This is a genomic window from Congregibacter sp. (assembly GCF_965660375.1).
GTDB lineage: Bacteria > Pseudomonadota > Gammaproteobacteria > Pseudomonadales > Halieaceae > Congregibacter.
The window spans coordinates 1-14,826 of record NZ_CBFHZO010000135.1; the positions used below are offsets into that span (position 1 = coordinate 1).

The window sequence follows — 14,826 nt, forward strand, 5'->3', positions numbered from 1 at the left end:
CATGCCCACGCGCAATGCCCGCAACGGCCACCTGTTTACGTCCACGGGCACCATCAAGATCCGCAACGCAAAACACCGTCACAGCACAGCGCCGTTGGACGAGAAGTGTGCTTGCTACACCTGCGCCAACTTCAGTCGGGCCTATCTCCATCACCTGGATAAATGTAACGAGATTCTCGGCTCCCAGCTCAACACCATGCACAATCTTCATTACTATCAGGACCACATGCGTGGGATCCGTCAGGCTATTGAAGAACAGCGTTTGGACGCCTTTGCCGAGGACTATTATCAATCTCAGGGCATTGCATAATGTCCGATGACCACTGCGCGCGTTAACCGTGATCCACACCAATAGGAAAGAGAGATAGAGCATGCTGTATAAACTGGGAGAACACAGTCCGACGCTCGAAGGTGAAGGCCACTTTGTGGCGCCCAACGCCGCGGTCATCGGTCAGGTCACGCTGCGGTCAAACAGCAGCGTCTGGTTCTCCTGTGTGCTCCGCGGTGATGTGGAAGCCATTGAGGTGGGGGCCGGTAGCAATATTCAGGACGGTACGGTGATTCATGCTGACCCGGGATTTCCGGCGGTAATCGGGGAGAATGTCACCGTAGGCCATAACGCCATGATCCATGGCTGCACCATTGGCGATGGCTCCCTGGTAGGTATTAACGCCGTGGTGCTCAACGGCGCCAGGATCGGCAGGAACTGCCTCATCGGTGCCAATGCGCTGGTTACCGAGGGTATGGAGGTCCCCGATGGATCCATGGTCCTGGGTTCCCCTGGCGTGATCAAGAAGACGCTTAGCGCGGAACAGCAGGCCATGTTGTCGCTGAATGCGGAGCACTACGCGGGTAACGCTGTGCGCTTTAGCAGGGAACTGGAAGAAGTCACCGTGGAAGCGCTTGGCGATGAGTGAGCGTGACGAGCGAGGCAAGGCGAGTTCAACAGGCGAAGAGCCGGCGTCCCCCTGTGTTTCTATCTGTGCGCTGGATGAGAACGATATCTGCATGGGCTGCTATCGCAGCGCCGATGAGATCACCGACTGGTTCATGGCCAGTGCCGCAAAAAAGCGCGAGATGCTGGAGCTGGCAAAGGCACGCCGCGATGCTGATAACCCTATTCGCCTGCTCTAGAGCGTCAGCGACAGCCCGGTAATCCGATTACGGCGAAGGCCGGCCTTTCACGGCCCGGACCACATTGCCCTCGAGTTCTAGAATTTCGAAGCAGTAATTGCTGATACGCAGCCCCGCGTTGCCGTCGGGGAATGATTCCAGATATTCCAGCACCAGTCCTGAAAGCGTTTTCGGGCCGTCGGTTGGCAAATCCCATTTGAGGGCCTTGTTGATATCCCGGACGCTGGCGCCGCCGTCAAAGACATAGCTGCCATCGCGCTGGGGATAGATCTCGTCGGAGCTGTCGCTGAGGTTGGAGGTGAATTCTCCGACAATTTCCTCAAGAATATCCGCGACGGCGACCAGGCCGATCACGTCGCCGTACTCGTCGACGACCAGCGCCAGACGAAACTTCTTCTGCTGGAAATTCCGCAGCTGTGTGTGCAGGGGCGTGCTCTCGGGAATGAAATAGGGCTTGTCCAGGGCGCCGATCAAACCGCTGCGCGATAGTCCGTCGCGATCCACTACGCGGCTGACATTCCTCAGGTGCAAAACCCCCTCGATGTTATTGCTGTCTTCGCGCCAGACTGGCAGCAGGGTGTGGCTGCTGCGGTGGATAGTTTCGAGAATACTCTCGTCGCTTTCGTCGAGATCGATGCCGTAGAACTCGTTTCGGGGGACCATAATATCGTCGACAGTGACGCCTTCGAGATCGAGGATGTTTACCAGCATGCCCCGGTGTCGCTGGGGAATCATGGCGTCGGGATCAGAGACGATGGTGCGCAGTTCTTCCCGGGACACCCGTTCTTCTCCCGCTTCGTTGGTGTTGATACCCAACAGACGCAGCAGCCCGTTGGTCACCCAGTTCACAATGGCTACCAGGGGAATAAGCAGACGCATCAGCGGCAGCAACACGACGCTGGCGGGGAAGGCGACTTTCTCCGGATAAAGCGCCGCTATGGTTTTCGGGGTGACCTCGGCGAAGATCAGAATAACGAGCGTCAGCAAGATAGTCGCAATCACAATGCCGGCATCACCATATAGCCGAATCGCAATCACTGTGGCTATTGCCGATGCGGCGATATTCACGAGATTGTTGCCTATGAGGATAAGGCCGATGAGTCGGTCGGGTCTGTCCAGCAGTTTGCTCGCCCGCATTGCGCCTTTGTGATGCTGTTTACGCAAGTGTTTCAGGCGATAGCGGTTGAGGGACATCATGCCGGTCTCGGAGCTCGAGAAAAATCCGGACATGAGAATCAAGGCTGCCAAGACAGCAAACAGAAGGCCCAGCGGAGCATCGTTCAATTCAGCTTCTCTCCAGCACCAGCTCTAGAACGAGTTTTGATCCCAGGAAAGCCAACATTAAAACCGTCGAGCCAGTGACGGTAAGCCGCACGGCAGTCTGGCTTCGCCATCCCAGCCAGTAGCGGCCCCCGAGAAGCACCGCAAACAGTATCCAGGCAGCGATGCTCAGGACCGTTTTGTGCACCAGATGCTGGGCGAATATGTCCTGCATAAACACCACACCGGTCCCGATGGATAGCGTAAGAGCGACAAAGCCCACCCAGATCAGCTCAAAGAGCATGCTCTCCATCAATTGCAGGGGAGGGAGTACGCTGAGCAGTCCCCCCATCTGACGGCGCTTGAGCTGCGCGTCCTGCGCGGCCAGCAGCGCGGCCTGGATCGCAGCCAGAGTAAGAATAGAGTAGGCCACAACGGAGCTGCCGATGTGTGCTGCGACGCCCAGGGGCACGCGGTGCTCAAGGGCGCCGGTGTCCGGCCCGAGCGTCGATATGAGCACCGCCACCGCTGACAGGGGGAAGAGAATGATCAGCAGATTTTGCAGGGGCCGCCTGGTCAGGGCCAACAGGCAGGCGGCATTGATGCCCAGAAAAATCAACGAGAAAATTCTGAAGAAACCAAAATCTACGCCGTCGTGATCGAAAATATTGTGCCAGGTGAGAAAGGCGTGGCAGCCCAGGGCAAAGATTGCGATCACGATGAGGCTGCGGCTGACGCTGCCATTGTGCTGTAAGGCGCTCACTAACTGAAGGCCCGCAGCGGCGAGATAAAGCAAGGCGGCGATGAAGGCAAGAAAAGCTATGGACATGGATTTGGGGGCCGGCTCCGCGGCGCGTATACTTGCGCTCCCTTGTACCGACTTGTTACTGCGTAATCAATAGCGCGCCGGCTCGAATGTCCCGAGCGCGCGACCCAAGAGGACCGTTGACTCCATGTTTCAAAATCTTTCCGAGCGATTAACCCAAAGTCTTCGCAGCGTCACGGGTAAGGCTCGCCTCAGTGAAGACAATATTCAGGGCACCTTGCGGGAAGTGCGCATGGCTCTTCTCGAGGCCGATGTCGCTCTGCCGGTGGTCACGCAGTTTGTGGATTCCGTAAAGCAGCGGGCATTGGGGCAGGAGGTGATGAGCAGCCTCAGTCCCGGCCAGGCCTTTCTGAAGATTGTCCAGGCCGAACTCGAGGCGGTCATGGGCTCTGCCAACGAAGGACTGGAACTGTCGACCCAGCCGCCGGCGGTGATTTTGCTGGCAGGTCTGCAGGGTGCGGGTAAAACGACCTCTGCCGCAAAGCTTGCCAAGCTTCTGAAGGAGCGCGATAAGAAGAAGGTTACGGTGGTGAGCGCCGACGTATACCGCCCCGCGGCTATCAAGCAGTTGGAAACGCTGGCAGGGGAAGTCGGCATTGATTTCTTCCCCTCATCCGTGGACCAGAAGCCCGTGGATATTGCCCTGGCGGCTCGGGAGCACGCCCGGATTCAGTTCAGCGATGTGTTGATTGTAGATACCGCCGGACGCCTGGCGGTGGATGAAGACATGATGGCGGAGATCGCGGCTCTGGAAAAAGCTGTGACGCCGGTGGAAACCCTGTTCGTGGTTGATGCCATGACGGGCCAGGATGCTGCCAATACGGCAAAGGCCTTTGGCGAAGCGCTGCCTCTCACCGGGGTTATTCTGACCAAGGTGGACGCCGACAGCCGCGGTGGTGCCGCACTATCCGTTCGGCATATCACAGGCAAGCCCATTAAATTTCTGGGCGTCGGCGAAAAGACCGAAGCGTTAGACCCTTTCCATCCCGATCGCCTCGCCTCGCGCATTCTCGGCATGGGTGACGTCCTGTCGCTCATAGAGGAAGTGGAACAAAAGGTTGACCGGGGGAAAGCTGAGAAACTGGCGCGCAAGGTCAAGAAGGGCAAAAAGTTCGATCTGGAGGACCTCCGTGATCAGCTCCAGCAAATGAATAATATGGGTGGTATGGCGAGCATGCTGGACAAAATGCCCGGTATGGCGGGAATGGCCCAGGCCGCGCAGTCGCAAATAGACAACAAGTCCTTTGCCCGCATGGAGGCCATGATCAACTCCATGACGCCGCGGGAACGCCGTAATCCGGAATTGATCCAGGGAACGCGCAAACGCCGCATTACCCGGGGTTCGGGTACCCAGGTGCAGGATCTCAACCGTCTTCTCAAGCAGCATAAACAGATGGCTAAAATGATGAAGAAAATGAAGGGTGGAGGCATGGAAAAGATGATGCGCGGCATGGGCGGCATGATGCCCCCCGGCGGCGGTGGATTCCCACCTATGCGCTAGAGCCCTTGAAGCACTCTAAGCTCCCGCAGTTATTGAAAAAATCACCGTCTGAGGGGCTTTCCTACATCCCCGCTTTTCTGTATGATGCGCGACCTTTCGTAGGGGTCCTGAAAGCACTGTGCTGGATGGTTGCCCGAATTTATTGATTATTAGTCGATAATCTGTGGCCAGTTGCCGAAGATGGCAGGGTTTACGGGTTTCGCAGGAGTGAGTTGGCAAGGCAATGGTAACGATTCGACTTTCACGTAGTGGCGCCAAAAAGCGACCTTTCTATCATCTGACCGTCACGGACAGCCGTCGGTCGCGCGATGGCCGTTTCATCGAGCGCGTGGGCTTTTTTAACCCCGTGGCCCGCGGTCAGGAAGAGCGTCTTCGCGTAGACCGTGAGCGCATTGAGTACTGGCAGGGTCAGGGCGCTCAGCTGTCTGCCCGCGTGGCCAAGCTGCTCAGCGTCGACGAGACGAGCAGCGAAGCGGCCTAACGGCCTCTCGGGCATGAACACGCCCGGGGATCAGATGCTTCTGGCCGGTAAGATTACCGGCGCTTATGGCATCAAGGGATGGGTCAAGCTTCAGATTTTCACAGATCCTCCCAAGAATTTTTTTGCCTTCAGCGGCCATCAGATGGCACGGCAAAGGCATTTAGAACCAATAGAACTTGCAGACGGGCGTAGCCAGGGCAAGGGATGGGTAGCAAGGGTAGTGGGGGTAGACACCCGCACGGAGGCCGAGCTCCTCAGGGGTACCGAGATTTGGGTGCCTCAGTCGGAACTGCCGGTTTTGGCGTCCGACGAGTATTACTGGCACCAGTTACAGGGCTTGCAGGTGTGGAGCGAGCATGAGGGGCAAAAGCTGCTTCTCGGCGAAGTGGATCACCTTCTGGAAACTGGCGCCAACGATGTACTGGTGCTGCGGTCTTGTGAGGGCAGCGTTGATGAGCGAGAGCGTCTCATCCCCTATCTTCCAAAGAGCGTTGTGCTGTCGGTAGATACGGAAGCGGGAATGATGACCGTCAATTGGCACCCGGAAGATTAATGCGGGTAGCGATGGTCACATTGTTTCCCGAGATGCTCAGCCTAGTGAGTGACCTGGGTGTAACGGGACGGGCAGTGCGCGACGAGCGTCTACAACTGACCGCGATCAATCCCAGGGATTTTACTCTCGACCGGCACCGCAGTGTTGATGACCGGCCCTACGGGGGCGGTCCGGGTATGGTGATGAGGCCGGAGCCTCTTGCGGCTGCACTGAAGGCGGGGCGTGAGTTTGCCGGAGACGCTGCTCCCGTGATTTATCTGTCTCCCCAGGGTGACAGGTTCGATCACAGACGGGCAAAGAAGTTGTCGGAGCTTCCCGGGCTGGTGTTGCTCGCCGGGCGCTACGAGGGCGTGGACGAGCGCCTGATCCGGTCATCGGTGGATGAGGAACTGTCTATCGGTGATTACGTGTTGAGCGGTGGAGAGTTAGCGGCGCTGGTGGTTGTCGACGCGGTGTCGCGTCTCCTGCCGGGAGTTCTGGGTCACGAGAGCTCCGCAGAGGAAGATTCCTTTGCGCAGGGTTTGCTGGACTGTCCGCATTTTACGCGGCCGGAGCAGTACGAGGGACAGGATGTTCCCGGCGTATTGTTAAGCGGGGACCATGAGGCGATACGGCGCTGGCGCCTGAAGCAGGCTTTGGGCAGAACCTGGGAAAGGCGTCCGGATCTTCTTGAGGCCCTTGCGCAGAAACGGAATTTGACCACCGAGGAGCAGCAGCTTCTGGCGGAATACCAGCAGGAAGCGGGATAGCCGTGCTGCTGTGAGGTTGTTAGAGACTAAAGTGAGGGTGTACTTTTAGTGTCGACAGCAGAGTATTTTTTACAGGATTGCCCGATGGGCGATCGCAGGGAGTTTGGGAGCAAGACAATGAGCACTAACGCAATAATTTCTCAGCTTGACGCTGAGCAGATGGACAAGGAACTGCCGGACTTCGCCCCTGGCGACACCGTTGTTGTTCAGGTCAAGGTGAAAGAAGGCAGCCGGGAGCGTCTCCAGGCGTTTGAAGGCGTTGTGCTGGGTAAGCGCAACCGCGGCCTGAATTCGGCGTTCACCGTGCGCAAGATTTCCCACGGTGTGGGTGTCGAGCGTACTTTTCAGACCTACTCCCGGCTTCTCGAATCCATCGAGGTTAAGCGTCGCGGTGACGTACGTCAGGCGAAGCTCTACTACCTTCGCGAGCGATCCGGTCGCTCCGCGCGCATCAAGGAAAAGCTGGGTTAATCGCACTGGCCGCTGTCGCGGCCTTCGAATATCCAGCAGTATCTGAAAGCGGCCGTCCTGAGGGGCTGGCCGTTTTTTTGTGCCTCATCGTCGCCCAAGCCGCTGCCCATGGGCAGGTTTGCTAAGCTCTGCGCATGTTAGAAGACAGCGCGAGCGCAGATTCTCCTCTACTCGAAAGCTATCTGGATGCGGTCTGGATGGAAAAGGGTTTGAGCGAGAACACCCTGGCAGCCTATCGGCGCGATCTCCAGGCCTTTTCCCGCTGGGCGCTGAGCCGCAATCGCACAGCGAAACAGATTGAGCGCAGCGACATAGAGGCCTATCTGGCCAGTCTCCTTGCGAAAAAACGTTCCCCCCGGTCCGCTGCCCGCGCGCTGTCCTGCCTTCGGGGCTTTTATCGCTATCTTCTTCGCAGCGGGCAGCTTGAACTTGATCCCACAGTGGGCCTGGACAGTCCCCGGCTGGGTCGTCCCCTCCCTAAAACCTTATCCGAGGCCGATGTTGATGCGTTGCTCAAAGCACCGAAGCTCGATGATCCCATCGGCTTTAGGGACCGCTGCATGCTGGAACTGCTCTATGCCTGTGGTCTTCGTGTATCGGAGCTCACGGGGCTGACCCTTTCCCAGCTCAGTCTCAATCAGGGAGTGCTTCGTATCATCGGCAAGGGAGGGAAGGAGCGTCTCGTGCCGGTCGGGGAGGAGGCGCTGCACTGGCTGCAGCGTTATCTTCGCGAAGTGAGGCCGGAACTGCTCGGAGACACGACATCGGATGTGCTGTTTCCCAGCCGCCGTGCTCAGCAGATGACCCGACAGACCTTCTGGCATCGCATCAAACAGCACGCATTGACGGCGGGGATTCGCAAGCCCATCTCTCCCCATGTTTTGCGTCATGCTTTTGCCACGCACCTGGTGAATCACGGCGCTGACTTGCGGGTAGTGCAGTTGCTGTTGGGACACAGTGACCTGAGTACCACGCAAATCTATACCCACGTGGCCAGACAGCGTCTTCAAAGTCTCCACGCAAAGCATCACCCCCGGGGATAAACCCGCCTATCAGCGCCTTGGCGCCAGGGTGTTTGTATTGCTGGCGCTGGCATATTTTGCTGAGTGAACGATTGAACACTGTTACAATCAAATAACTGCAATCAAGCTCCCTAGCAGCCGCTCGTCGCGGCTAATCTAAGGGATAAGCAACGAAATAAACAACGGGACTCGTGTCATGTATTCAAGCCGGACTTTCAATCGCCAGGCACTCCTGAGCCTGCTCCTGGGGCTGGGTTTAAGCGTTCTGGCGCTCGCCCCCGCGGCGAGTGCCGCAGAGAGTGTTGATCCGGCCATCGAAAAGAAACTCCGCCTGCGCCTGGGTGCGCCACAGATCGGACTTGAGGTGAGAAGCGTGGAGGCCAGCCAGCTGCCTGGCCTCTATCGTGTCGGTATTGTGCAGGGACCGACCGTCTACGCCACAGAAAACGGCGACTATTTTCTGGTGGGCGATCTGTATAACGTCGGGGTGACCGGGCTTGTGAATCTTGGCGAGCAGCAGCGCTCCGACGACCGCAAGGCGGCGATCGCGGCGGTAGCCGAGAAAGACGTCATTGTATTTCCTGCGGAGGGCGAGACCCGGGGCAAGCTCACCGTGTTTACCGATGTTTCCTGCTTCTATTGCCAGAAACTTCACAAGGAAGTTCCTGAGTTAAATCGTCGCGGCGTCGAAGTGCGCTATCTGGCCTACCCACGACAGGGCATCGGTTCTCCCGGTTTTCGTCAGCTTGCCAGTGCCTGGTGTGCGGATGATCGCCAGGCGACTCTGACTGCGTTCAAGAATCGTGAAGAGCTCGAAGAGAACGTATGCCCGGGCAACCCCGTTGCGGATCAGTTTGCCCTGGGTCAACAAATCGGCGTGCGGGGCACACCGGCAATTGTTACGCCATCCGGAGAGATGATTCCCGGTTATAAAAGCGCTGACGATTTGATGGCCGTGCTGGGTTTAGAGTAACGTCCCCGAAGGGCTGAGGCGCAGCCCCTTGGGGTAATTGGTCTCAGCGTATTTTTCAGGACGTGTTTTTTTAAAAGTCACCAAGCGACAGCGAGTCCCCGTGGAACAGCAATTTCAGCGCATTGAGCGCCTTCCCCCCTATGTTTTCAGCATCGTCGGCGACCTCAAGCAGGCGGCCCGCGCCGCGGGGGAGGACATTATTGATTTTGGCATGGGGAATCCCGACCAGCCCACGCCGGCGCATATCGTCGAGAAAATGGTGGAGGCGGCGCAGCGGCCAGATACCCATCGTTATTCCCAGTCCAAAGGTATTCCCCGCCTACGCAAGGCCATCTGTGACTGGTACCGCAAACGCTACGCGGTAGAACTGGATCCGGAAACTGAAGCCATCGTGACCCTCGGGTCAAAGGAGGGCTTGGCGCATCTTGCTTTGGCCACTACGGGTCCCGGTGACGCGATCCTCGTGCCCAATCCTTCCTACCCTATTCATCCCTACGGCTTTGTGATTTCCGGTGCGGATATCCGTCATGTGCCCATGGGTGACGAGGAGGAGTTTTTCCAGGAACTGGAAAGCGCTATTCGCAACAGCTGGCCCAAGCCAAAAATGCTGGTGCTGAACTTTCCCTCCAACCCTACGACCCACTGCGTTGAACTGCCTTTCTTTGAAAAGGTGGTGGAAATCGCCCGGGAGCATCAAATCTGGGTTGTACAGGACCTTGCCTACGCCGATCTGTGTTTCGACGGCTATGTTGCGCCGTCGATTCTGCAGGTAGAGGGCGCTCGGGAGGTGGCCGTCGAAACCTTCAGTATGTCCAAAAGCTACAATATGCCTGGCTGGCGCATCGGTTTTTGCTGCGGTAACACCACCCTGGTAGGGGCGCTGGCGCGCATGAAGTCCTATTTGGACTACGGCATGTTTACGCCGATTCAGGTAGCTGCGATTGCGGCTCTCGAGGGAGACCAAAGCTGCGTGTCGGAGATCAATGCTATGTATCAGTCCCGTCGCGATGTGCTTTGTGAAGGACTGACAGCGAGTGGCTGGCCGGTAACACCACCCAAGGCGACTATGTTTGTCTGGGCGCAGATTCCCGACGCCTATCGAGAGATGGGCTCCCTAGAATTCAGTAAAAAATTGATTCGGGAAGCCAAGGTGGCCGTGTCACCGGGAATTGGCTTTGGTGAGTACGGCGAGGGCTTTGTGCGCTTCGGGCTTATTGAGAACGAGCACCGAACCCGTCAGGCTATTCGCAACATCAAGCGTATGTTTCGCGAGGACGGTGTGGCCTAGGGCGCTAGCGTCTCCTGATCCCCTCACCCTGGTTTCTTCCACCGGATCCACAACAAGCAGTATTTGGAGAATTGTTTAGCATGAGCGCATTGCGTATTGGAGTCTGCGGCAACGGCACCGTCGGTGGCGGCACCATCGAGCTGCTCCGTGATCAGGCGTCCCTGCTCGCGGCTCGCGCGGGGCGGCCACTGGTATTGACACGCGTCGGCGCCCGCCGGGACCGCGATGATTGTCCTACTGAGGACGTGCCGGTGCACCGCGATCTGTTGGACGTGGCGCGGGCAGAGGATGTTGATGTGCTCGTCGAATGCATCGGCGGGACGGAGCTGGCCAAAGACATTGTCGAGACAGCACTGCGCAGCGGAAAGTCAGTGGTCACCGCGAACAAGGCGTTAATAGCCGAGCACGGTAACGCATTGCTGTCCCTGGCAGAGGAGTGCGGCCAGAGCTTGCTGTGTGAGGCCGCGGTGGCCGGTGCCATCCCCATCCTCAAGGCCCTGCGCGACGGGATGGCCGCCAACTCCGTGAGCGAGCTGTCGGGGATTATCAATGGCACGGGGAATTTCATCCTTACGGAAATGGGCGCCCATCAGCGCTCCTTTGATGATGTATTGGCTGAAGCCCAGGCCTTGGGTTACGCAGAAGCCGATCCCACCTTTGACGTGGAGGGCATCGACGCAGCGCACAAACTCAGTATTCTTGCGGCCATGGCGTTCTCTGCGCCGCTGAATTTTTCCGCTGTGTTCTGTGAGGGCATCAGTGCGGTAACACCGGCGGATATTCAGTTCGCTGACGAGCTGGGGTACCGCATCAAGCATCTGGGTATTGCCAAGCAGCATGCCGACGGCGTCGAGCTGCGTGTGCATCCCACGCTACTCCCCAAAGATGCGCTTCTGGCGAATGTGGATGGGGTGCTCAACGCGGTGCGCCTGGAAGGGCATGCGGCGGGGGAGACCGTTTACTCCGGAGCGGGAGCCGGACGCCTGCCCACAGCCTCGGCGGTAGTCGCGGATATTGTGGATCTGGCCCGTGCCGGGGGAGGGCCGGTGCACTGCCTCGGCGTGCCGGTAAAAGAGTTAAAGGCCTCGCCAACGCTGCCCATGGAGGCGGTGAGCAGCGCCTGGTACCTTCGTCTGCAGGCTGAGGATCGTCCGGGTGTGATGTCCCAGTTGGCCAACTGTCTGGGCGCAGAGGGCATTAGCATCGAGGCGCTCATCCAGAAGCCGCCAAAGGGTGCGGCGGCTACCGTGCCCGTGGTTGTTTTGACAAACCCTGCCCGGGAGGACGCGCTGCGGCGGGCGGTAACGGCAATTTCGGCCTTGCCGGGTATCACCGAACCGCACTGTATCCGTATAGAATCGCCAAACTAGAGGGGAGACCTGTGCGCTATATAAGTACCCGCGGTTCTGCACCGACGCTGAGTTTCGAGGAAGTGCTGCTCACCGGCTTAGCCAGTGATGGGGGCCTGTATGTGCCCGAGAGTCTTCCAAGCTTCACCGCTACCGAGCTAGAGGCCATGGCGTCTCTCGATTACCCCTCCCTGGCTCATCGAATTCTGCTGCCCTTTGTGGACGAGGCCTTCAGCAGCGAGGAATTGCGGGCAATCATTGATGACACCTACGCCGTGTTCCGCCACTCTGCCGTCGCCCCCCTGGTGCAACTCGATCACAACCAGTGGGTGCTGGAGCTTTTTCACGGGCCTACGCTGGCCTTCAAGGATTTTGCCCTCCAGCTTCTGGGCCGATTGCTTGACGCGATCCTCAAGCGCCGCGGTGAGAAGGTTGTCATCATGGGCGCCACGTCGGGCGATACAGGCTCTGCGGCCATTGCGGGCTGTCAGCGTTGCGAGAACATCGATATTTTTATCCTTCATCCCCATGGGCGCGTCTCGGACGTGCAGCGTCGGCAGATGACTACGCTCAGTGCGCCGACCATTCATAACCTCGCCATTGAGGGGAACTTCGATGATTGCCAGGCGATGGTGAAAGCCAGTTTTCGGGATCAGGGCTTTCTTCCTGACGGGCGGCGTCTGGTGGCCGTCAACTCCATTAACTGGGCGCGCATCATGGCGCAGATCGTCTACTATTTTTATGCCGGGCTAAGACTGGGTGCGCCTCACCGCGCTGCCGCTTACTCGGTGCCCACGGGCAACTTCGGCGATATCTTTGCGGGTTATCTCGCATCAAAGATGGGACTTCCCGTGGCGCAGCTGATGATCGCAACGAATCGCAACGATGTGCTCCATCGCTTGCTCAGCACCGGTGATTACGCGCGGCAGACCCTGGAGCACACGCTGTCGCCCAGCATGGATATTTCGGTGTCGAGCAACTTCGAACGACTGATGTTTGATCTCTATGATCGCGATGGCGGGGCTATTGCAGACCTGATGAGTGCCTTTGACGACGGTGATATCGCGCTGTCGAGCTCTGCCATGGAGCGAGCCCGGGAGCTGTTTGCGAGTTATCGGGTCGATGATGCACTGACCCTGGCCTGCATTGCGGATGTCTGGGAGAAGAATGAATATCTCCTCGACCCCCACAGTGCTATTGGCTACGCCGCGGCAACGCAGCCCGGTGCCCATACACAGGTTCCCTGGGTAACTCTGGCCACCGCTCACCCGGCCAAGTTCCCCGATGCGATCAAGGCGTCGGCGGTGGGCATCACAGCGCAGCTGCCGGCGCACCTGAAGGATCTCTTTGAACTTCCCGAACACTTTGATGTGTTGCCTAACGATATCGCGGCCGTGCAGCGCTTTATGTCCGGGCACCTGGGCGCATAATTGGCCCGCCGCGTTCGTAGTATAAGGCGCCGCGACGGTAGTGGCGCAGAGGCCCTCAGCGAACTGCCGCCGATTCTCGCCCGGGTCTTTGCCGCGCGGGGAGTGGAAGACGCTGCGCAGCTGGATCTCGCCTTGGCAGCGCTGCACCCACCGTCCCTTCTGACTGGCTTGCCTGAAGCCACGGAGCGCCTGCAAAAGGCCCTCGACAATGATGAGCGCATCCTCATTGTCGGTGATTTTGATGCCGACGGCGCTACGAGCACCGCTCTCGCTATTAAAGCTCTGCGCGAGTTTGGCGCCAGCCATGTGGATTACCTGGTACCCAACCGCTTTGAGTTTGGTTATGGACTCACCCCCGGAATCGTTGCTTTGGGAGCACAGCGAAAGCCGGATCTGATTATCACCGTGGACAATGGCATCTCATCCGTGGATGGGGTGGATGCGGCCAATGCCCTGGGTATCGAAGTCCTGATTACCGATCACCATCTGCCGGGAAAGGAGTTGCCCAAAGCCACGGCCATCGTGAACCCCAATCAGGCGGGGTGCGCTTTTCCCAGCAAAGCGCTGGCAGGGGTGGGCGTGATGTTTTATCTGCTGTTGGCGCTGCGCACCCGGCTCCGGGAGGTTGATTGGTTCGCCCGCCGCGGACTGGAGACGCCGCATTTGGGTGCGTTTCTTGATCTGGTTGCCCTGGGTACCGTTGCCGACGTCGTGCCCCTGGACCATAACAATCGCATCCTGGTGGAGGGTGGTCTGGCACGCATGCGCAGTGGTCGTGCCCGTCCGGGCATCAATGCGCTGCTGAGCGTGGCCGGTCGTGACCCCCTCAGTGTGGTGGCCAGCGATCTGGGCTTTGCCGCGGGACCTCGTCTTAATGCCGCAGGACGCCTGGACGATATGTCCCTGGGTATTGAATGCCTCCTCGCTGATGATCCCCAGGAGGCGCGGAGTATCGCGCTGCAGCTCGACGGCATGAACCGGGAGCGGCAGCGCATTGAGCGGGGCATGGAGGAGGAGGCGCTCGCGGCACTGGCCAGCCTCAAGCTGGAGGACGTGGATTTGCCGGCGGCACTGGTGCTTCACGATCCTCACTGGCACCAGGGTGTGGTGGGTATTCTGGCGTCGCGCATCAAGGACCGTTTTCACCGTCCGGTTATCGCTTTTGCCCAAAGTGGTGACGACGAGCTGAAGGGCTCGGGGCGCGGCATACCCGGAATGCATCTTCGGGATTTGCTGGATGAGGTGGCAACGGCTCACCCGGGGCTTATCGACCGTTTTGGCGGGCACGCCATGGCGGCGGGTTTGTCACTGGCGGAGGCGCATTTTGACGACTTTGCCGAAGCCTTCACCACCGCGGTAGAAAACGCCGGCGGATTGACTCTCGAGCCGGTGCTGGACAGCGATGGTGAGCTGACACCAGAAGACTTTGATCTCGCTACGGCCGAAATGCTGCGCCACGCGGGCCCCTGGGGTCAGATGTTCCCCGAGCCGATGTTTGACGGAGTGTTTGAGCTGCGCTCCCAGCGTATCGTCGGGGAGCGCCATCTGAAGATGAGCCTCGCAAAACCCGGTAACGGTGCCGCGCTGGATGCTATTGCCTTTGGGGTAGACACCGAGCGCTGGCCTGATGCTTCGGTAAAAGAGGTTCGTCTTGCCTATCGTCTGGATGTAAATCAATTCCGCGGTGAGCGCCGCCTCCAGCTGCTGGTGGAGCAAATCGAAGCGCTCTGAAGATGTCTCTTTGTCCCTTCCCTAAGGTAGAATAGCGCCCTTTTTTTGGCAGGCAGTT

General features: G+C 58.6%; 16 protein-coding genes. 14 read left to right on the forward strand and 2 right to left on the reverse strand.

The window, feature by feature from the left end:
- The 3 genes from ACTG3T_RS14195 to ACTG3T_RS14205 all read left to right on the forward strand — a co-directional run.
- Nucleotides 1-310 (forward strand): tRNA-guanine transglycosylase (locus tag ACTG3T_RS14195; protein ID WP_439102941.1); only part of this gene is annotated, 310 nt, incomplete at its 5' end.
- A 61-nt stretch (nt 311-371) separates the two neighbouring features.
- Nucleotides 372-917 carry a gamma carbonic anhydrase family protein gene (locus ACTG3T_RS14200; protein WP_439102942.1) on the forward strand — a complete coding sequence of 182 codons (546 nt, stop codon included), beginning with the start codon at nt 372-374 and terminating at the stop codon, nt 915-917.
- On the forward strand, nt 910-1,134 hold the full coding sequence (locus ACTG3T_RS14205; RefSeq protein WP_439102943.1) for a DUF1289 domain-containing protein: 225 nt from the start codon (nt 910-912) through the stop codon (nt 1,132-1,134). Before ACTG3T_RS14200 ends, ACTG3T_RS14205 begins: the two co-directional genes overlap by 8 nt.
- A 27-nt stretch (nt 1,135-1,161) precedes the next feature.
- Here ACTG3T_RS14205 and ACTG3T_RS14210 read toward each other — a convergent pair whose 3' ends face one another.
- Nucleotides 1,162-2,418 carry an HlyC/CorC family transporter gene (locus tag ACTG3T_RS14210; RefSeq protein WP_439102944.1) on the reverse strand — a complete coding sequence of 419 codons (1,257 nt, stop codon included), beginning with the start codon at nt 2,416-2,418 and terminating at the stop codon, nt 1,162-1,164.
- A gap of 1 nt (nt 2,419) precedes the next feature.
- On the reverse strand, nt 2,420-3,223 hold the full coding sequence (locus tag ACTG3T_RS14215; protein ID WP_439102945.1) for a cytochrome C assembly family protein: 804 nt from the start codon (nt 3,221-3,223) through the stop codon (nt 2,420-2,422).
- A gap of 124 nt (nt 3,224-3,347) precedes the next feature.
- Between ACTG3T_RS14215 and ffh the strand changes: the two genes are divergently transcribed.
- From ffh to recJ, 11 genes are all read left to right on the forward strand, one after another.
- Nucleotides 3,348-4,721 (forward strand): signal recognition particle protein, encoded by a 1,374-nt coding sequence (gene ffh / locus ACTG3T_RS14220; RefSeq protein ID WP_439102946.1) that lies wholly within the window; start codon nt 3,348-3,350, stop codon nt 4,719-4,721.
- 223 nt (nt 4,722-4,944) lie between these two features.
- Entirely contained in the window at nt 4,945-5,202 is a 258-nt protein-coding gene (rpsP, locus tag ACTG3T_RS14225; protein WP_439102947.1) for a 30S ribosomal protein S16, read from the forward strand.
- Between the two features lie 13 nt (nt 5,203-5,215).
- Nucleotides 5,216-5,755: a ribosome maturation factor RimM gene (rimM, locus tag ACTG3T_RS14230; protein WP_439102948.1), complete on the forward strand. Its 540-nt coding sequence runs from the start codon at nt 5,216-5,218 to the stop codon at nt 5,753-5,755.
- The gene (gene trmD, locus ACTG3T_RS14235) at nt 5,755-6,504 is read left to right on the forward strand and encodes a tRNA (guanosine(37)-N1)-methyltransferase TrmD (RefSeq protein WP_439102949.1); all 750 of its coding nucleotides are present in this window, start codon (nt 5,755-5,757) and stop codon (nt 6,502-6,504) included. The genes rimM and trmD overlap by 1 nt, the downstream gene beginning before the upstream one ends.
- Nucleotides 6,505-6,621: 117 nt before the next feature.
- On the forward strand, nt 6,622-6,975 hold the full coding sequence (gene rplS / locus ACTG3T_RS14240) for a 50S ribosomal protein L19 (RefSeq protein WP_439102950.1): 354 nt from the start codon (nt 6,622-6,624) through the stop codon (nt 6,973-6,975).
- A gap of 134 nt (nt 6,976-7,109) precedes the next feature.
- Nucleotides 7,110-8,018 (forward strand): site-specific tyrosine recombinase XerD, encoded by a 909-nt coding sequence (gene xerD, locus ACTG3T_RS14245; protein WP_439102951.1) that lies wholly within the window; start codon nt 7,110-7,112, stop codon nt 8,016-8,018.
- Between the two features lie 175 nt (nt 8,019-8,193).
- Nucleotides 8,194-8,970: a DsbC family protein gene (locus tag ACTG3T_RS14250; RefSeq protein WP_439102952.1), complete on the forward strand. Its 777-nt coding sequence runs from the start codon at nt 8,194-8,196 to the stop codon at nt 8,968-8,970.
- 100 nt (nt 8,971-9,070) lie between these two features.
- A complete protein-coding gene (gene alaC / locus ACTG3T_RS14255) occupies nt 9,071-10,258 on the forward strand; it encodes an alanine transaminase (RefSeq protein WP_439102953.1) in 1,188 nt (395 codons plus the stop codon).
- An 80-nt stretch (nt 10,259-10,338) separates the two neighbouring features.
- Nucleotides 10,339-11,628: a homoserine dehydrogenase gene (locus tag ACTG3T_RS14260; RefSeq protein ID WP_439102954.1), complete on the forward strand. Its 1,290-nt coding sequence runs from the start codon at nt 10,339-10,341 to the stop codon at nt 11,626-11,628.
- A gap of 11 nt (nt 11,629-11,639) precedes the next feature.
- Nucleotides 11,640-13,037, forward strand: coding sequence for a threonine synthase (gene thrC / locus ACTG3T_RS14265; protein WP_439102955.1), 1,398 nt, complete (start codon nt 11,640-11,642; stop codon nt 13,035-13,037).
- Entirely contained in the window at nt 13,038-14,768 is a 1,731-nt protein-coding gene (gene recJ, locus ACTG3T_RS14270; protein ID WP_439102956.1) for a single-stranded-DNA-specific exonuclease RecJ, read from the forward strand.
- Nucleotides 14,769-14,826 lie beyond the last annotated feature (58 nt).